The sequence below is a fragment of the Aeromicrobium changchenzhani genome, assembly GCF_057586615.1.
The window spans coordinates 2,868,359-2,886,764 of record NZ_CM172480.1; the positions used below are offsets into that span (position 1 = coordinate 2,868,359).

The window sequence follows — 18,406 nt, forward strand, 5'->3', positions numbered from 1 at the left end:
CAGCCGAGGGCCAAGTCACAGCTGCCAGGTGATTGCGCTCAAGAATCAAAAAGGTTCAGCGGCAGCGACCTCAATATGGTGACGCACACCATGATCCCGTATTGGCTATCTTGAGTAGTTCAAGATAACTGTTATCGTGATGGTTATGGCAACACTGACCCGCACCGCTGACACGGAAGCATTCCGTGTCGACCTGCGGAGCGCGGGCCTTAAAGTCACCTCCCCTCGGTTGGCAGTCCTCGCCGCGCTGGACGCCCATCCACACAGCGACGCCGACACGCTCTATCGAGTCGTCGCCGAAGGCCTTCCAACGACATCGCTCCAGGCTGTCTACGGCGTCCTCGGTGCTTTCACCGATGCCGGGATCGCTCGCCGTATCGAGCCGGCCGGATCGTCAGCACTGTATGAGCGTCGTGTCGGCGACAACCACCACCATCTAATCTGCACTTCCTGCCGGTCAGTTACCGATGTCAATTGCGTCATCGGCGCAGCGCCATGCTTGACCGCCGCTGATTCCCACGGCTTTTCCGTGCACACAGCCGAAGTGACTTTCTGGGGCTTATGTCCCGCATGCCAGTTGACTCAACGCACTTCAACCCACCAACCCCCCAAAAGGAGCATGAAATGACCGAGACAGTTCCACATCCCAGCGGCGGTTCGACCACCGGTGCGGGTGCACCCGCACCCTCGGATCGCAACAGCCTCAGCATCGGCGCCAACGGCCCGATCCTGCTGCATGACACCCACTTCCTCGAACAGATGGCCCATTTCAACCGTGAGCGCGTTCCCGAGCGCAGCCCACACGCCAAAGGCTCAGGCGCCTTCGGCGTCCTCGAGATCACTGAAGACGTCTCCAAGTACACCAAAGCTTCGCTGTTCCAGCCCGGCACCAAGACCGACATGCTGCTCCGTATGTCGACCGTCGCTGGCGAGCAGGGCAGCCCCGACACGTGGCGCGATGTCCGCGGCTACTCGATGAAGTTCTACACCGACGAAGGCAACTACGACATCGTCGGCAACAACACTCCAGTCTTTTTCGTGCGTGATCCGATCAAGTTCCCGCACTTCATCCGCAGCCAGAAGCGGCTGCCCGATTCGGGTCTGCGCTCGGCTCAGATGCAGTGGGACTTCTGGACGCTCAACCCCGAGTCGGCGCACCAAGTCACCTATCTGATGGGCGAGCGCGGCCTGCCTAAGACCTGGCGCAACATGAACGGCTACGGCTCACATACCTATATGTGGATCAACGCCGCCGGCGAGAAATTCTGGGTCAAATACCATTTCCACACCCAACAGGGTATGGAGTTCTTCAGCAATGACGAGGCTGCCGCGATGGCGGGCAACAATGCCGACTTCCATCGCCAGGACTTGTTCGAGGCGATCGAGCGGGGCGATTTCCCCAGCTGGAATGTGTCGATCCAAGTGATGCCATATGCCGAGGCGAAGGACTACCGCTTCAACTCCTTCGACCTGACCAAGACTTGGCCGCATACGGACTACCCGCTCATTCCGGTGGGCAAGTACACCCTCAACCGCAACCCCGAAAACTTCTTCGCACAAATCGAACAGGCTGCGTTCTCACCCGGCAACACGGTGCCCGGTATCGGCCTATCGCCAGACAAGATGCTGTTGGGCCGTGCGTTCGCGTATGCGGATGCCCAGCGCAACCGCATCGGCACCAACTTTCACCAATTGCCGGTCAACCGTCCCAAGGACGGCGTCGAAACCAACACCTACATGTTCGACGGCCAGATGACCTTCGACCACTCCGGCGCCCAGCCCGTCTACGCTCCCAACAGTGGTGGCCGTCCGTGGGCCGATCAGACCGGTCCGGTCGAGGATGGCTGGGAGACCGATGGCGACATGATCCGCAGTGCGTACAACCTGCATGCTGAGGATGACGACTTCGGCCAGGCTGGCACGATGGTCCGTGAGGTCTTCAACGACGCGCAGCGCGATACGTTCGTCGAGACTGTCACGGGCGCCCTCGACGGCGTTCACGGTGAAGTGCTCGAGCGCGTCTTCCAGTATTGGAAGAATGTAGATGCCACAATCGGCGCGCGCATCGAGGCCGCAGTACGCGCAAAGTAGTCGCTCAGCAGTTGATGTGTGGGCTGTGCTGGTGGGTTCCACCGGCACAGCCCACATCTTTTGGCCCATCGGGGCAAACAATCATGCCGCTGGCCGGTGCGCTAGCGTCAGAGTTATACCTACCGCTTCAAGGAGCTAGACGTGAGCACAACACCCGTCAAGGTCGCCGTCACCGGCGCCGCCGGACAGATCGGCTACAGCCTACTTTTCCGCATTGCCAGCGGAGCGTTGCTCGGCCCGAACACCCCGGTCCAACTGCAACTTCTCGAAATAACGCCTGCGCTCAAGGCACTCGAGGGCGTCGTCATGGAACTCGACGACTGTGCGTTCTCAACCCTCGCCGGCGTCGAGATCGGCGACGACGCCAACACGATTTTCAATGGCGCCAACCTCGCCCTGCTGATCGGTGCGCGCCCGCGCTCGAAGGGCATGGAACGGGCCGACCTGCTTGAGGCCAACGGTGCAATCTTCACCGCTCAGGGCAAGGCGCTCAACGAGGTTGCCGCTTCGGACGTACGCATCGGCGTAACCGGCAACCCGGCCAACACCAATGCACTCATCGCCATGACAAATGCGCCCGACATTCCGCGCGAGCGCTTCACCGCATTGACCCGTCTCGACCACAACCGTGCACTGTCACAGTTGGCCAACAAGACCGGTTCAAGCGTCTCCGAAATCAAGAAGATGACGATCTGGGGCAACCACTCGGCCAGCCAATACCCTGACATCTTCCACGCCGAGATCGGTGGCCGCAATGCCGCCGAGGTCGTCAACGACGAGGCTTGGATCGAGAACACCTTCATCCCGACCGTCGCTAAGCGCGGCGCAGCGATCATCGAGGCCCGTGGCGCTTCATCGGCTGCTTCGGCGGCTTCGGCCACGATCGACGCCGCCCGCGACTGGCTCACCGGAACCCCGGAGGGCGACTGGGCCTCAATGGCAGTTGTGTCCGACGGCTCGTACGGCGTGCCCGAGGGGCTCATCTCATCGTTCCCCGTCACGACCAAGGACGGCAACTGGTCGATTGTTCAGGGCCTTGAGATCAACGAGTTCTCGCAGGCGCGCATAGACGCCAGCGCGAAGGAACTCGCCGAAGAACGCGAAGCAGTCAAGGGCCTCGGGCTGATCTAACCCGTCCCGTGGTTTACCACGGTAACCATGCGAACCTCATCTCCCCGCGGCAAGTTTGCTGCGGGGAGATGAGGCTTTCCCGGGGAACGTGGTAAACCGAGAGGCGGTGGTCAGTTTGGTTGGGATGGCACCACAATGGCGAGCACGATGAGCGAGACGCCCAACGTGGCCATCCAGAAGATGTCGAACGGTCGGCTGCGTACGTGCAACATGCCTTCGTGCTCGGTGGGCACAAGCGCACGAGCCACCGCTCCGGCGGAAAACGCGATGCCGATGACGCTTAGCCCCAACCGCCACGGACCGGCGAGGACAAAAATCATCCCACCTGCAACCGCAATCAATTGCAGGAGATAGAGCTGTGATCCGCGGCTACGCGGTAACGGAATCATCCGAGCTGTTCGGCCGTGTCAATGACATTGGCCAGCAGGAGCGCGCGCGTCATCGGGCCGACGCCACCTGGGTTGGGCGACACCCAGCCGGCCACTTCGTACGCTTCAGGTGAAACGTCGCCGGCGATCTTGTTGTTCTCATCCCGGCTGACCCCGACGTCGAGCAGCGCTGCGCCCGGCTTGACCATGTCGGCCGTGATGATGCCTGGCACCCCGGCCGCGGCGACGACAATATCGGCGCGGCGAACCTCGGCGGCAAGATCGCGAGTCCCGGTATGGCAAAGAGTGACGGTCGCATTCTCCGAACGGCGGGTCAGCAAGAGCCCCATCGGTCGGCCGACCGTGATGCCTCGGCCGACGACGACGACGTTCTGTCCGGCGATCTCGACCCCATTGCGACGCAGCAGTTCGATGATTCCGCGCGGTGTGCACGGCAATGGGGCCGGCTTGCCGAGAACAAGCCAGCCGAGATTGGTCGGATGCAACCCATCGGCGTCTTTCGCCGGATCGATGCGGCCAATGACGGCGTTCTCATCGAGTCCTTTGGGCAAGGGCAACTGGACAATATAGCCGGTGCAGGCTGGATCTGCATTGAGTTGGTCGACAACAGCCTCGACCTCATCCTGTGTCGCGGTTTCTGGCAGATCGATACGGATCGATTTGATTCCGACCTCGGCACAGTCGCGGTGTTTGCCCGCGACATACCACTGGCTACCCGGATCGCTACCCACCAAGATCGTTCCGAGACCAGGCGTGATGCCCTTCTCACGCAACGCGCTGACGCGCACCCGCAATTCGGATTTGATTGCGGCCGCGGCCGCTTTGCCATCGAGAATCTGTGCCGTCACGAATTGAGTGTTTCACAGGCCTGTGCAGGCATCTGGCCGAGCCGACTCAGTGAGCAACTTGAAGGTCGATCCACGAGGGTGTTTTCGCATTACGTTGCACCCCATAGATGCCACCGAGCAGTTCGGTCAGTTTCATCGGAGGCGGCAACAGATGCGGAATATCTCCGGTCTTGATCACGACGCGCAGACGGTGGTTCTTCGGCACCGTGAGAAAAGCCGGCAGGATCTCTATGTCATAACGCGTCGCCTTGCCGACCGAGACGTTCTGCGCGGCAGCTTTGGTCAACGGGTGGTACGGCAGCATGTAGCCACCGTCGCCCGATAGCCAGCTGCGTGCAGGATCGAGTGCGCGCTGCGAACCAAGTTGCGCACCACCGGTCAGATCCGTGACGGTGCCGTCTGGCGCAATGTCCTGGAGTTGAGCGACAAGCATCGTCTCCGGTCGCGTCGAGGTCGCCTGGAGCGAGAGCCCGATCGGGCCGGAGAGTCGCAGATCTGTGGCCTGCGGCTCGGTCGTGTATGCGACATCACCGGGCAGCAGTGACGGAATCTTCGCATCCTTGCAGTTCTCGTAGTAGTCGCGGAGCAGCCCCGCACCCCACTGGTTGATTGAGCGGCCGCACTCAAGCGACACCCCCTTGAAAAAGACGAGATCAGCACCCGCAGCAGCTGTCGGCTTCGTCTGAGCGAGTTTCTGACCGGGCTGGAAATAGAGCCGCTGCGTAGCAGCCCCGGCATTCGGATAGTTTTTGACGCTGTATGTCGCGCCGCCCGGCTCAATCACATGAAACGGCGTCTTCGTGTCGGTGATCCCGGTGTCCTTGCCTTTGAGCCAATGGTCGAACCACTGCAACTCGAGTCGACCCAGATCGATGCCTGCGCCCTGATTACCGTGGTCCCAGGGACCGGTGAGCAGTTGATAACGACTCGTGACCTGCTGTCCTGGCACCATCGGAGCGGCCGTCGGACGGTTGGCGAAAGCATTCTGAAGTCCGCTGTAGTTCAGTGGTTCGCCGCGCTGGAAAACGTCCCATTGCCCGCCGACAAGATAGGCCGGCACGCCGTTGTCAACAATCTTTTGCAACATATTGCCCGGGGCCCGTTCCTGCCAGTACGCACTGTCATAGACCCGATCACCTTGGAGCAATGCGTCCAGACCCGTCGTCAGTTCGAACGGGATGCCTGCCAAACCGTGTTCGACGATGAGTTTGAGAACGTCAGCTGGATCCGTCGGGCGCTCGGCGATCGGCGTCAACGTACGGAGACCGAAATAGGCAGCGATCAGGCCGAGGCTCGACTCCATATTGACAATGCCTCCGCTGGAAAACAGATCGCGGAATGGATCCGTTGCCGTCGCGATCGGGAAGATCGCCTTGAGCGGCGACCCTGGTCCGACCTCAGCTGCCGTAAACATCTGGTCAATGCCGAGGTAAGAACCGCCAACCATTCCGACCTTGCCGTTGCTCTTGGGTAGAGCTGCGGCCCACCGTACGAGCTCGGCGCCGTCTTTGGCCTCCTGCTGACCGAACAGCATCGACTGCCCTTGTGACCCGCCGGTTCCTGCCACATCGACGTTGACCCCGAGATAACCACGTTTCAGCAGATAGGGCGGCAGCGCCCCAAGACCGGTGTTGCCGACACTCTTGCCATATGGCGTCTGGACGAGGATGACCGGAAACCTGCCCGGCGCTGGGGTCGTCGTGCCTTTGAGCGTCGGCGTCGAGATCGCCGCACGAAGGACGCGTCCGTCCGACATCGTGACCGGCACATCCTTGGTGACGGCAACGTCGTAGAGTTCCTCTCCGGGCGTCCAAGCGTCGGCCGACGCTTGAGCGGGAAGCACAATGATCCCAAACGACAACACAGCAGCAACGACGATCGCAAACCGGCGCATAGACTTCCCCTTGAACCCATCGAGGATATTTCGTACAAAAGTACAGATTTGAGGAATGAGAGTCAATGGCAACGCGTGCACGGCTATCTCAGGAACGAAGTCGGCAGCGCCGCGAACAGCTCTTGAACGCCGCAATCGAGCTGTTCGCTGAGGGCGGCTCGCGTGGCATCACGCACCGTGCTGTGGCAGCCCGAGCAGGGCTTCCGCCCGCCACAACGACCTACTATTTCACCTCGATTGAGGAGCTTATCGACGAGGCATTGGCACGTCATGTCGACATCTGGCTCCGCGATTTGAACGGCTTGGCTGCCGTCGAACTCCCCAATGACCTCAGCTTTGACGGCGCTGGCGCCCTCATTAGCGCGGCATTCGCCATCCGCTCGACCGATGTCGTGCGCCTTCAGCTGTCGGTCTATCTGGCCGCCGCCCGCAACCCCGATCTGCGCGGTAAGGCTGCCGAAGCACTCAGCGCGCTGGAAGCGTTGACCGCGCGGATGTTGCGCAGTGCGGGCGTGCTTAAACACGAGGACCTCGCACATTCGATCATGGCAGTGATCGCCGGCTCCGCATTGAGCCGGATCTCGGAGCATTGGTCCGAAGAGGACGAGGCTGCCAAACTCTACCGCGCGATTCTCGGTTTGGTCGTGGGGTCGATGCTGAGCGACGACGAGATCGCGGGCAAACTTCAGGAGCTCAATCCCAGCTCCTGACCGTTCTTCAAACAGTTGGAACTGCGGGCTGCTCGCTCGTCGTGTTGCTAGCCAATGCAAGTGTCACGACGGCAACGATGACCACAGTCCCGCCGAGCGCCTGGACCACTGAGACCGATTCGCCGAGCAGCCAGACTGCCAATCCGACCGTCACGACCGGCTCAAGTGTCGAGATGACTGAGGTTTTGGTGCCTCCGAGTTTGGCGAGGCCAGCGAAGAAGAACAAAATCGCCACAACTGTGCCGATCAACGCAATCGCGACCAGCGAAACCCAACCACGAGTTGTGGCTGGTATCGAGGCAGCATGGCCAGCCAGCGCGCGTACGGCGACAATCGCACCACACACCAGTGCCGCTGCCGCACATACGACCGCCGAAACCGCAATGGGGTCGATCCGATCGGTCACGACCGTGCCGACGGTGATGTAGATCGAATAGATGATCGCGGCGCTGATCCCCAAGATGAAGCCCAGCGGTCGACCAGTGCCGCCGCCGACAACAAGACCGGTACCCACCAGCGAGCAGACCAGCGCCACGATTGCGAGCGGCCCAAGCCGCTCATGTAGAAATCCCGCGGCAAGGATGGCCACAAGCGCCGGATACAGATATAGCAGCAATGCCACAAGCCCGGCATCGGCATGTTCGAGCGCAAGAAAAAAGCAATATGACTGACCGACATACCCGATCCCGCCCATGCCCGCGATCGCCAACAATCGGCGCGGTTCGGGCAATTTCGTGCCGCGAGCGTAAAGCACCGCGATGAGAACTAGCGCGGCCAGTCCGAAACGCACGAGCAACACCGTAGGCGTGTCCACGCCATCGGCATGAGCCCAGACCCCGAAAATGGCCATCGAGCCGAAGGCGGTCGCAGAGATCGCGACAAGAACCGCGCCAATCAGCCGGTCAGACATGGCACGCTCATCAGTGGAAGAAGTGCCGCGTACCGGTGAAGTACATCGTGACGTTGGCGGCCTTCGCCGCCGCGATGACCTCATCGTCACGGACCGATCCACCCGGCTGGACAATCGCTTTAACGCCCGCATCGATCAGCGTCTGCAGCCCGTCAGCAAACGGGAAAAATGCGTCCGACGCGGCAACTGATCCAGCGGCCCGTTCGGCGCCGGCGCGCTCAATCGCAAGGCCACAGGAATCGACACGGTTCACCTGGCCCATACCAACACCAACTGATGCATTGTCCTTTGCAAGCAAGATCGCATTCGATTTCACCGCTCTGATCGCCGTCCACGCGAACTCCAGATCGGCGAGCGTCGCCACATCGGCGGCAGCGCCCGACACGAGCATCCAGGCCGCTACGCTATCGCCCGGGGCGTCGACTTGGTCGCGCACCTGAACCAGGGCACCGCCACTGATCTGACGGTATTCAGTCCGAAGGTTTTCACGAGGTTCCGCGCGGAGAATACGGATGTTCTTCTTACGCTGCAGGACCTCGACCGCACCATCTTCATAGTCCGGTGCCACGATGACCTCGGTGAAAATTTCGGCGACCTGCTCGGCCATGGCAACACTGACTGGCCGGTTAGCGGCAATCACGCCGCCGAATGCCGACACCGGATCACAGGCATGCGCCTTGGCATGCGCCTGCGCGATGTCGTCACCGATTGCGATACCGCACGGATTGGCATGTTTGATGACCGCAACAGCCGGACCTTGAAAATCATAGGCAGCACGGCGGGCGGCATCGGTGTCGACATAGTTGTTGTAGGACATTTCCTTGCCGTGCAACTGCTCAGCAGTGGCCAATCCCGCCTTGCCATCGGTGTAGAGCGCGGCCTGCTGGTGCGGATTTTCGCCATAGCGTAGGACTGCGCTTTTGTTCCAGGCGGTCGCGGCGAACTCGGGCCAGCCGTCAGCCGTTCCGACATAGCCGTCGGCGAACCACGAAGCGACGGCGATGTCGTAGGCAGCGGTATGCGCGAAGGCTTGAGCCGCCAGCTGCTTGCGCTGCTCAAGGGTGAATCCGCCGGCGTCAACTGCCGCGAGCAGTTCCGCATAGCGATCTGGCGAAACGACGACGGCAACACTCGGATGATTCTTTGCGGCCGCGCGGACCATCGACGGCCCACCGATGTCGATCTGCTCAACACACTCATCCGGGGTCGCGCCCGAGGCAACAGTGTCGCTGAATGGATAGAGGTTGGCGACCACGAGGTCGAATGGGTCGACGTCGAGTTCGGCAAGTTCCTGCACATGAGCTTCGAGACGTAGATCGGCGAGAATGCCGGCGTGAATGCGCGGATGCAGGGTCTTCACGCGTCCGTCGAGGCATTCGGGGAAGCCTGTGACCGTCTCGACCGGAGTCACCGGAACCCCGGCCGCCTCGATCGTCTTGGCAGTCGATCCAGTCGAGACGATCGAGACCCCTGACGCGTGGAGATGGGTAGCCAACTCAGTGAGCCCGGCCTTGTCGTAGACCGAGATGAGTGCACGCTTGATGGGTCGAAGGTCAGTCACAGGTTTTCTCCAAGGGTTGTTGCGGTCGGATTATCAGAAGCATATTTTTGTCGCGCCAGTCGTCCCACCCAGTCGACCAGCATGGCGCGCTCGCTGATCTTGATGCGTTCATGCAGGGCTTGTTCGTCATCGTTCTCAAACACTGGCACGGCAACTTGGGCGATGATCTTGCCGGTATCGATTCCCGCGTCGACGAAGAACAAGGTGGCTCCGGTGATCTTGACCCCGTATTCGAGTGCGTCGCGAGGCCCATTCATACCGGGAAATGCCGGCGATAATGCCGGATGCGTATTAACCGTGCGGCCAGCGAAACGGCCGAGGAACGCGCTGCCGGTGAGCTTCATGAAACCGGCAAGCACCACCAGGTCAGGCTGGAAGTCGTCGACCGTCGCGGCGAGCGCCGCATCCCAGTCCGAGCGGGCCTCGAAGTCTTGTGTCGAGAGCACGAAGGTGGGTATGCCGGCACGCTCTGCGCGACGGAGCCCTTCGACCCCGCCGCGATCCGAACCCACGGCGACGATCATCGCACCGTAGGCAGGATCTGCCGTTGCGTCAATCAGTGCTTGCAGATTGGTGCCGGCGCCAGAGACGAGAACGACCAGTCGGGCTGTTGGGGACACGCGGTACACGATAACGCCCGAGCGCCGCACCGATTGCCCCGCCCAAGGCCAAAACGCCTACGGCCACCAACGTCACACTCAAGGTCGGAGGTCCAGTGGTCGCCATCCGTCCGGGGCCAATCGAACCGCCAGACAACGCGACAAGGGCGCCGACGACCAGCCCGGCAACCGCACCAGCACCGGCGCCAAGCACCACTCGTGTGATCAGCGGCCGCTCGGTGTCCGTCTGCAATCGCCAACCCGAATAGATCCCGGCCAACAACGGAATGAGGCCCAGCAGGAATACCCAGCCGGAAAACTCACCGGGCGCCGGCAACCCCGCAAGGACCGGAAGCCCTGGCACCGCGCCAAGATGGGCGCCGGTCAGATCGACCGAAGTACTCGTACCGAGCGCGAATCCGGGGCCCACCAGCACTGCAACGGTCCACATGACCAGGTTGGGAATCACCGCAAGACAGAGCCCGGCGAGCCCGATACTGCCGAAGAATCCGGGGCCAAGGGCCGCCCAGAGATCACCGGCCCGGCCAATGTGCAATGCCAATAATGCTATAACAATCGCAAATGCTGGCCCGATCAGCGCGAAAAGACCATGCCCGGCGGCAGTGACAATCGAACGAACATCAGCATTGTCGGTCGGCCACAACGTGTCGACCCGTCGGGCCTTGACCGCCGCACCAATTGCGGCGCCGAGACCCGCGACGAAAAAACCGCCGATCGCGCTGCGCACCAGGCTGGTCGAATAGTCCTGTGATGACGTGACGAGCGACAGGAGCCCGGCCAGAACGCCGGTGGTTCCTGCCACGATTGCAACAAATGCGCCTACTTCCTCGAGCGGCTCATCGAGGACCCTAGTTGTCACAAACAGCACGGTCAACAGGGCACACAATGTGGCTCCCAGCGGAATGGCGGTGACCGAAACGCCGTTGGCCGTGATCGACGATCCGTGTGAGACCAACCACGTACGTACCCCGCCTGTCAGCACTCCGCTGAACGCCCCGGTACGGTGGCTGAGCCATCCGAAGAGCGTAAATGAGCAGGTCAGGAGCAGTCCGACGAGCGTCGACACGAGGGCCGTGACGATCGCAGGACGCAAATATTTCGGTTCGGTCGTCGCAGACATCGGTTCCATCGTGCCTGTAAAGTGGCGATGCCGCATGAAGGCACGCCGATTCACCCTGGGAGGCTGAAGATATGACTCGCGTCGACGAGTTCAACAGTTTCTATTCAGCGACCTCGGCGCAAACCCTTCAGGTGGCATACGCTCTGAGCGGCGACCGGCAGGTAGCCCGTCAATCCACGATCGACGCGTATCGCCGTGCTTGGCGCGATTGGGCCAAGATCCACCGCAACAATCCGATCGCCTACGTCCGTACCGAAGCCTGGAAAATCATCTCGCTCAACCGCGGAACGCATCTGCTGCGCCGCAAGAACGAGGATGACAGCGATACCCAACTCCTCACCGCACTCAGCGACATGGACAGCGACGACCGTCGATTGATCGTGCTGTTGACGCTCGGCAATATCGACCTCGAAGAAGCCTCAAATGAAGTCGGCATACCGGCTGAAGAAGCCATCGAGCGGGTCACGACCGCACTCACCGATATCGAAAGTCGTTTCGGCCAGAGTATCGACGTGATCGAAAGTCGCCTACACGAGTTGAGCGCGATCACCACCACCCTCGATCTTCCCCCTGCTGGCAGGCTGCGTTCAATGGCCAAGCAAGGCCAGCGCCGCAACACCATTGCGCTCGTCGCCGTCGCCGTGTTGGCAATCATCATCGGCGGGCTCAGCACCACCGAGGGCGACGTTTTTGCGCGGAACACCGACATGCCGACGCGGGAGAAAATCGGCGCGGAGCGCACCGATGCGGTACTCAACGCAAATAACATCGACATGAGCAATCTGCTGAAGGTTTCACAGGTCAAGAAGCTTGATCCCACGGCTCGCTGGAAGATCACCGCCACCGACACCGATACCAAAGCCACGACGCCGTACGCGACCTGTCCGGTCAAACGGTTCTCAGACCCAGATCCATTGCGGGTCTTTGTGCGCACCTACGAAACCAACGCGAAGAACCATGAACGCGTGGCGCAAGCGATTGAGGTTTCCCGGAGCACCGCGGTCGCGGAAAAGTCTTACCGCCAGCTTGTCGAGTGGTATTCCAACTGTGAACATCCACGCGTTCAACTCGTGGATGCCTATACGGTCAAGCGTCCATTCGGTGACTTTCAAATCCTCCGGCTAACCAGTTATCGCTTCCCACAACGTACGTTCACGGTCGGCTTCAGCCATTCGGGCACGGTGACCAGCACCCTCGTACACGAGATCGACGCCACGACCGGCCCAAGCATCAATACCTTCGCTCGTACACTCAACGATTCAGTCGCCCGCGTATGCAATGACAGCGGCGGTATCTGCACCAATAGCATCGAGGTGCTCAAGGCCAATCCACCGGCAACCTCGATGGCCCCAGAATTTCTCGGTACCGTCGACCTGCCGCCGGTCGCACTGATCGACAAGGTGTGGGCCGGAACCGATCCGGTCAAGACGAAGCGCAATCCGGCGGCAACCCCCTGCGACAATGTTGCGTTTACCGGCACACGGATCAAGAGTTCACGATCCCGGGTTTTCCTGATTCCGGAGGCAGCGGAGCTTCCGACGCAGTTCGGTGTCGCAGAAACTGTTGCCCGCTTCACCTCGGCCAAAACAGCGAAAGACTTCATTAAGAAGACTTCCAGCAAGATCGACAAATGCCCTAAGGCCAAAATCTCGGCGTCGATCGATCAAAACAAAGACATTTCAGCACCCGACATCGCCGCCAATTCGTGGCGAATCGCGTTTGAGGTCGACAAATCGAACAAAGTTTACTACCGGACTGCGCTCATACGGCGTGGTGCCGATGTCGCCCAGGTGACATTCACGTCGGCCGGAAACTTCGACATGAGCCATAAATCGTTCGAGCAGTTGGCCATCCGCGCCGGACAGCGTCTCGTCTACCTCAAGTAGCCCCTCCCTTACCTGCGAGACCGGTGGATGGCGTACGTGCGGAAACCGTCAAAATCGGCACGCTGTAAGAATGACAACTGTCAATCCGACGTTTCAATCCATGCGAACCCGTCAAGCGCTCGCGGTAGGCATCACTCGCAAACAGCAACGTAATTCGAGCTGGACACATCCGCTGCACGGAGCCACTCGGCCGGCGTCGGTCGATTGCGCTGAAGACCTGCTTCGAAGCTCCGATTGTCTTCTATACCCCGACGAGATCATCGCTTTGGAAAATTACGGTCACCACGATGGCACGAGCGGTCTACGACGAGATGCTCGTTGCCAGCAGCGTCCGTGCCGCAGTGGCCGCCCTCGACATCGCCATAAGTACGACGACCGCATTGCCCCACACAACTCTCCGGCGCGTTGGCCAGGTCGTCCATTCACACCACAAGACCCGCGGGATCGTTCAGGCACGCAAGGCTTTGCTGCTCGCTTCATCCCGCTCCGCCAGTCCTTAGGAGGCTAGGACCCGACTGATCGCGGTGCTCGACGCCGAGCTCAATGACTTGCTGGTGAATGTTCCTGTGTTTGATCGGCAGGGCAACCTACTTGGCATCGCCGATCTGCTCGACCAACGGAGCGGCTTGGTGATTGAGAGCGACGGCTCAGGCCACCGCGAAGAAATCGCACATTCCGATGACAACATCCGTGAGGAGAAATTCGAACGCGCGTTGCTGACCGTGGTTCGTGTGACATCGCGGGAACATTCAGACCGCGCGGCACGGTCGTACGTCGAATCCGAGCGGCCCGCCGTGATGCGTTGGAGCTGCCCAATGACCGTTGGACCCTCGATAAACCGGACTGGTGGTGGGGCTGGCAGCCTGGACGCCGCTGGGATTAACTCCCCCGACAACGCGCTGAGCTGGGGGTCCCCCAGCTCAGCGCGTAGGTGAGGGCTAGAGCGCCTTGAGGATCTCGCGCATGAGTTCGGCAGTCTCCGACGGAGTCTTGCCAACCTTCACGCCCGCAGCCTCGAGGGCTTCCTTCTTTGCCTGTGCGGTGCCCGAGGAGCCCGACACGATGGCGCCGGCGTGGCCCATCGTCTTGCCCTCGGGAGCAGTGAAGCCCGCGACGTAACCGACGACTGGCTTCGTCATGTGTTCCTTGATGTATTCAGCGGCACGCTCTTCGGCGTCGCCACCGATTTCACCGATCATGACGATCGCCTTGGTGTCGGGATCGGCTTCGAATGCCGCGAGGGCATCGATGTGCGTGGTGCCGACGATGGGATCGCCGCCGATGCCGATCGCGGTGGTGAAACCGTAATCACGAAGCTCGAACATCATCTGGTACGTCAGCGTGCCCGACTTGGAGACGAGTCCCACCGGTCCAGCACCACTGATATTGGCCGGGGTGATGCCCGCCAACGCCTCGCCCGGCGTGATGATGCCCGGGCAGTTGGGGCCAATGATGCGGGTCTTCTTGCCCTGGGCGTAATCCCAAAACTCAGCTGAGTCCTGGACCGGGACACCCTCGGTGATGATGACCAGCAGCCCGATCTCGGCGTCGATCGCTTCGATCGTCGCGTCCTTGGTGAACGGCGGCGGCACGAAGACCACGGAGACGTCAGCACCAGTCTTTTCGATGGCTTCCTTGACGGTCCCGAAGACCGGGAGGTCAACGCTCTGGCCATCGGCAGTCGTATGAGTGACGGTCGTTCCGGCCTTGCGGGCGTTGACGCCACCGACGACATTCGTGCCAGCTTTGAGCATGAGCGCCGTGTGCTTGGTGCCCTCGCCGCCGGTGATGCCCTGGACGATGACCTTGGAGTCCTTATTCAAAAAAATAGACATGTCAGTTTCGTCCTTCTACTGGTTCGCCAGTTCGGCAGCGCGATCCGCGCCACCGTCCATGGTCTCGACGACGGTCACGAGTGGGTGGTTCGCTTCGTTGAGGATGCGACGTCCCTCATCCACATTGTTGCCATCGAGGCGCACAACGAGCGGCTTGGCGGCGCTGTCACCGAGGAGCTCGAGCGCTCCCACAATCCCATTGGCCACAGCGTCACACGCCGTGATGCCACCGAAGACATTGACGAACACACTCTTAACCTGCACGTCATTCAAGATGACATCAAGACCGTCGGCCATAACCTGCGCCGACGCTCCGCCACCGATGTCGAGAAAGTTGGCCGGCTTGACGCCGCCATGCTTCTCGCCCGCGTAGGCGACGACGTCAAGCGTGGACATGACCAGACCCGCACCGTTGCCGATGATGCCTACAGCACCATCGAGTTTGACGTAGTTGAGGCCTCTATCCTTGGCTTTTGCTTCAAGCGGATCGGCGGCTGCGCGATCTTCGAACTTGGCGTGATCCTCGTGGCGGAACTGCGCGTTGTCGTCAAGCGAAACTTTGCCGTCGAGCGCCTCAAGCGAATCATCGGCAAGACGTGCGAGTGGGTTGACCTCGACCAGAGTGGCATCCTCTTTAACGAAGACATCCCACATTTTCTGGACGAAGTTGACCGCCTGCTCGGTGAGGACGGCGGGGAACTCCGCGGCGGCAACAATCTCGCGCGCCTTGGTCTCATCGACGCCGACCAACGCATCGATCGCGATCTTGTGCAGGGCGTCGGGGTTGGTCTTGGCGACCTCTTCGATCTCCACGCCACCTTCGACGCTGACGATGCACAGATAACTACGGTTCGAGCGATCCAGCAGGAAAGAGAAGTAATACTCCTCAGCAATGTCGGCGGCCGGCGCAATAAGCACGCGGTTGACGGTCAGGCCCTTGATCTGCATACCCAGAATCGCCTCAGCGTGGGTTTTTGCTTCGTCGGGGGTCTTGGCCAACTTGACGCCGCCAGCCTTACCGCGACCGCCAGCCTTAACTTGCGCTTTGACGACCACGACGCCGAGCTTCTCAGCAGCAGCTTTCGCTTCGTCGGGGGTGTTGGCTACGATTCCCAGAGTTACTGGGACATCGTGCTTGGCGAAAAGTTCCTTCGCCTGATATTCCATCAAATCCACGGTGTTGTCCGTCCTAAGTTGTTAGTCCGTTACGATCCGTACGGCCTTTCGACTCTATCCGTTTACCGAGTTCCCTGCCTTATTGGGTTGATCACACTCCTGGATTGGAAGCACATGTCCGCCTTTATCGTCGCCTCAGCCGGTGCCCACCTCAACGTCACCAGCAGTGGTTTACCGACTGGGCCAACGATCGTGCTCGTGCACGGATTTCCTGACACGCACGCGGTTTGGGATCGAGTGATTCCCCTACTTGAGTCGCAATTTCATGTGGTTGCCTACGACGTACGCGGTGCGGGCGCATCGAGCGCTCCCCCTTCCCGCAGCGGGTATGTGATGGAGCTGCTTGTCGACGATCTCGCGACGGTCATCGACCGCGCACGGCCGGACGGCCAGCCGGTTCATCTTGTCGGCCACGACTGGGGATCAGTCCAGCTGTGGGGCGCCGTCATGCGCGCAGCCGACGATCCCCGCCTGATCGGTCGCATCGCGTCCTACACGTCGATCAGCGGTCCTGGGCTTGACCTGTTCGGCCACTTCCTCGCTTCGGGCTTTCGCCAAGGAAACCGTCGGGTGGTCTTGCGTCAGTTGGCCCATTCCTGGTACATCGCTGCCTTCCAGTTGCCATTTTTGCCTGAGTTGGTATTTCGCCGCTTTGGGCGACAGCTACGACGCGCGCTCACCGCGAAGCAGCAACTGGGCGATTCCGCACACTGGGCGGAATCCTTCGCGGCCGACGGTGCCAACGGCGTCAACCTCTATCGCGCCAACCGGCTCTCATCCGCGCGCGGCACGACGACCCTTCCGATCCAGCTTCTGGTGCCGACCAACGACGCCTTCATCACGCCCAATGTGTTCGATGACATCGGCCAGTTCGCATCGGATGTGCGGCGCGAAGACATTCCAGCCGGGCACTGGGTCGTGCGCACGCATCCCGATCTCATTGCGGATCGAATTACGACCTTCGTGACCGCGAAAAGTTAGTTCTGTTCGAGCAGTTCGATGTCGTCGGCCGCATTCTCGGCGAGGAGCCGCCGGACGACGGCGCAGAAATCGGCGCCGGCGTCCGGAATTCCGATCGCGTTCGCGTCCTCGGCGATCGCGGTGAAAACGATCTGTTCGGGCGACTGATTGTCGCCGATCAGCACGACCTCGTGGCCGGCTTCCCGAAGTGAATGCGCCAAGGTTTGCATCCGTCGAAGGCCGCCATCCGAGCGCGCTCCCGCGACGACGACACGTCTGATTCCCATGCTCGACATGGTGGCACGCGATGCGATCGCACAGTGACAGCCGTCACAAATATCACCACATCTAGGCGGAATGAATGGTAGGAGTACTGCAAATTGTGGAGACCCGTTTCGGTTGAACGTTGATATCGGGTAGGGTCGTCAAGTCCCGTAAGACAATCCGGAGGTTCATCGCGTGAGGTCATCTGCGCCAAAACGCCGGCTGGACGTTTCACAGCAATCCCCCACCCGGTCCGCTGGCAAACGTGTGGCGCCTCGTACTCGACGACTCAAACGCAGGTTCGTGCCAGTTCCGGCGCTTATTGGTGTAATTGCCCTCGCCGTCGCGGGATTCGGATCAGTGGTGGTTTCTGCCCACGCCGACAGCACCGCACTTGCGTCCAACGCCCAGTCCATCACCGCCAATTACACCGGTAGTGACGGCGGCGTCAGCGCCGATCAGACTGATGTCAGCCGCGACTTCGACCGCGAACTGCTGGCCAAGCAGACAACGCAGCAGGCCAAGAACCGCACGTTAGCTCTCGCTGAGCAAGCCGACAAAGTACAGAACTTCGCGGATAAAGAAGCCAAACTTAAGCAGTGGGTGCTCCCGGTCGCGGGCTACCACCTCACGGCACGTTTTGGGCAGCGCAGCTCGCTGTGGTCCACCGTGCACACCGGACTCGACTTCGCTGGCCCGTCAGGCACGACGATCGTTTCCGTCGCCGCTGGCACGGTTAAATCGACCGGCTACGAAGGCGCTTACGGCAACCGCACCGTCATCACGCTCCTTGACGGCACAGACATTTGGTATGGCCACCAGAGCCGTTTCGGGGTCAAGCCGGGCGAGAAGGTCGCACCCGGCCAGACAATTGGTTACACCGGCGCGACCGGCAATGTCACCGGTCCGCATCTGCACCTTGAAGTCCACCCCAATGGTGGCGCGGCCGTCGATCCGGCGCCGGTACTCGTCGCACACGGCGTCGCGCCGTAATCTGCTCGACCGGTCAGA

The 18,406-nt window shown here is 60.9% G+C and carries 19 protein-coding genes; 9 read left to right on the plus strand and 10 right to left on the minus strand.

Annotation, left to right across the window (positions count from 1 at the left end):
- Positions 1 to 145: 145 nt before the first annotated feature.
- From AC2YB9_RS14485 to AC2YB9_RS14495, 3 genes are all read left to right on the plus strand, one after another.
- A complete protein-coding gene (locus tag AC2YB9_RS14485; RefSeq protein ID WP_487266047.1) occupies positions 146 to 628 on the plus strand; it encodes a Fur family transcriptional regulator in 483 nt (160 codons plus the stop codon).
- Positions 625 to 2,091, plus strand: coding sequence for a catalase (locus AC2YB9_RS14490; RefSeq protein WP_487266048.1), 1,467 nt, complete (start codon positions 625 to 627; stop codon positions 2,089 to 2,091). Before AC2YB9_RS14485 ends, AC2YB9_RS14490 begins: the two co-directional genes overlap by 4 nt.
- A gap of 141 nt (positions 2,092 to 2,232) precedes the next feature.
- The gene (locus AC2YB9_RS14495) at positions 2,233 to 3,222 is read left to right on the plus strand and encodes a malate dehydrogenase (RefSeq protein ID WP_487266049.1); all 990 of its coding nucleotides are present in this window, start codon (positions 2,233 to 2,235) and stop codon (positions 3,220 to 3,222) included.
- A gap of 110 nt (positions 3,223 to 3,332) precedes the next feature.
- On the opposite strand, the gene AC2YB9_RS14500 is transcribed toward AC2YB9_RS14495, so the two are convergent.
- Genes AC2YB9_RS14500 through AC2YB9_RS14510 form a run of 3 tightly spaced genes read right to left on the minus strand, consistent with a single transcriptional unit; the run spans position 3,333 to position 6,353 of the window.
- Entirely contained in the window at positions 3,333 to 3,611 is a 279-nt protein-coding gene (locus tag AC2YB9_RS14500; protein ID WP_487266050.1) for a DUF3017 domain-containing protein, read from the minus strand.
- Positions 3,608 to 4,459, minus strand: coding sequence for a bifunctional methylenetetrahydrofolate dehydrogenase/methenyltetrahydrofolate cyclohydrolase (locus AC2YB9_RS14505; RefSeq protein WP_487266051.1), 852 nt, complete (start codon positions 4,457 to 4,459; stop codon positions 3,608 to 3,610). The genes AC2YB9_RS14500 and AC2YB9_RS14505 overlap by 4 nt, the downstream gene beginning before the upstream one ends.
- Before the next feature lie 46 nt (positions 4,460 to 4,505).
- Positions 4,506 to 6,353, minus strand: a complete 1,848-nt coding sequence (locus AC2YB9_RS14510; protein ID WP_487266052.1) for a CocE/NonD family hydrolase — start codon at positions 6,351 to 6,353, stop codon at positions 4,506 to 4,508.
- 65 nt (positions 6,354 to 6,418) lie between these two features.
- Between AC2YB9_RS14510 and AC2YB9_RS14515 the strand changes: the two genes are divergently transcribed.
- Complete coding sequence (locus tag AC2YB9_RS14515; protein ID WP_487266053.1) at positions 6,419 to 7,063, plus strand: TetR/AcrR family transcriptional regulator; 645 nt, start codon at positions 6,419 to 6,421, stop codon at positions 7,061 to 7,063.
- A gap of 7 nt (positions 7,064 to 7,070) precedes the next feature.
- On the opposite strand, the gene AC2YB9_RS14520 is transcribed toward AC2YB9_RS14515, so the two are convergent.
- From AC2YB9_RS14520 to AC2YB9_RS14535, 4 genes are read right to left on the minus strand one after another with little or no spacing between them, the layout of a single operon-like run.
- Positions 7,071 to 7,973 carry a DMT family transporter gene (locus tag AC2YB9_RS14520; protein ID WP_487266054.1) on the minus strand — a complete coding sequence of 301 codons (903 nt, stop codon included), beginning with the start codon at positions 7,971 to 7,973 and terminating at the stop codon, positions 7,071 to 7,073.
- A 10-nt stretch (positions 7,974 to 7,983) separates the two neighbouring features.
- On the minus strand, positions 7,984 to 9,534 hold the full coding sequence (gene purH / locus AC2YB9_RS14525; RefSeq protein ID WP_487266055.1) for a bifunctional phosphoribosylaminoimidazolecarboxamide formyltransferase/IMP cyclohydrolase: 1,551 nt from the start codon (positions 9,532 to 9,534) through the stop codon (positions 7,984 to 7,986).
- Positions 9,531 to 10,154 carry a phosphoribosylglycinamide formyltransferase gene (gene purN, locus AC2YB9_RS14530; RefSeq protein WP_487266056.1) on the minus strand — a complete coding sequence of 208 codons (624 nt, stop codon included), beginning with the start codon at positions 10,152 to 10,154 and terminating at the stop codon, positions 9,531 to 9,533. Before purN ends, purH begins: the two co-directional genes overlap by 4 nt.
- Positions 10,087 to 11,274: a cell division protein PerM gene (locus AC2YB9_RS14535; RefSeq protein ID WP_487266057.1), complete on the minus strand. Its 1,188-nt coding sequence runs from the start codon at positions 11,272 to 11,274 to the stop codon at positions 10,087 to 10,089. The genes purN and AC2YB9_RS14535 overlap by 68 nt, the downstream gene beginning before the upstream one ends.
- Positions 11,275 to 11,345: 71 nt before the next feature.
- On the opposite strand from AC2YB9_RS14535, the gene AC2YB9_RS14540 reads away from it, so the two are divergent.
- From AC2YB9_RS14540 to AC2YB9_RS14550, 3 genes are all read left to right on the plus strand, one after another.
- Positions 11,346 to 13,160, plus strand: a complete 1,815-nt coding sequence (locus tag AC2YB9_RS14540) for a SigE family RNA polymerase sigma factor (RefSeq protein WP_487266058.1) — start codon at positions 11,346 to 11,348, stop codon at positions 13,158 to 13,160.
- 287 nt (positions 13,161 to 13,447) lie between these two features.
- The gene (locus AC2YB9_RS14545; RefSeq protein ID WP_487266060.1) at positions 13,448 to 13,660 is read left to right on the plus strand and encodes a hypothetical protein; all 213 of its coding nucleotides are present in this window, start codon (positions 13,448 to 13,450) and stop codon (positions 13,658 to 13,660) included.
- Between the two features lie 54 nt (positions 13,661 to 13,714).
- Positions 13,715 to 14,095 (plus strand): hypothetical protein, encoded by a 381-nt coding sequence (locus AC2YB9_RS14550; protein ID WP_487266061.1) that lies wholly within the window; start codon positions 13,715 to 13,717, stop codon positions 14,093 to 14,095.
- Between the two features lie 3 nt (positions 14,096 to 14,098).
- Here the strand turns inward: AC2YB9_RS14550 and sucD are convergent, their stop codons facing one another.
- Both sucD and sucC read right to left on the minus strand, forming a co-directional pair.
- The gene (gene sucD, locus AC2YB9_RS14555; RefSeq protein WP_487266062.1) at positions 14,099 to 14,995 is read right to left on the minus strand and encodes a succinate--CoA ligase subunit alpha; all 897 of its coding nucleotides are present in this window, start codon (positions 14,993 to 14,995) and stop codon (positions 14,099 to 14,101) included.
- Between the two features lie 15 nt (positions 14,996 to 15,010).
- Positions 15,011 to 16,171, minus strand: coding sequence for an ADP-forming succinate--CoA ligase subunit beta (sucC, locus tag AC2YB9_RS14560; protein ID WP_487266063.1), 1,161 nt, complete (start codon positions 16,169 to 16,171; stop codon positions 15,011 to 15,013).
- Between the two features lie 114 nt (positions 16,172 to 16,285).
- Between sucC and AC2YB9_RS14565 the strand changes: the two genes are divergently transcribed.
- On the plus strand, positions 16,286 to 17,152 hold the full coding sequence (locus AC2YB9_RS14565; protein WP_487266064.1) for an alpha/beta fold hydrolase: 867 nt from the start codon (positions 16,286 to 16,288) through the stop codon (positions 17,150 to 17,152).
- On the opposite strand, the gene AC2YB9_RS14570 is transcribed toward AC2YB9_RS14565, so the two are convergent.
- A complete protein-coding gene (locus tag AC2YB9_RS14570) occupies positions 17,149 to 17,418 on the minus strand; it encodes a cobalamin B12-binding domain-containing protein (protein WP_487266065.1) in 270 nt (89 codons plus the stop codon). The genes AC2YB9_RS14565 and AC2YB9_RS14570 overlap by 4 nt on opposite strands.
- A 172-nt stretch (positions 17,419 to 17,590) precedes the next feature.
- Between AC2YB9_RS14570 and AC2YB9_RS14575 the strand changes: the two genes are divergently transcribed.
- Positions 17,591 to 18,388, plus strand: a complete 798-nt coding sequence (locus tag AC2YB9_RS14575; RefSeq protein WP_487266066.1) for a M23 family metallopeptidase — start codon at positions 17,591 to 17,593, stop codon at positions 18,386 to 18,388.
- Positions 18,389 to 18,406: the final 18 nt, after the last annotated feature.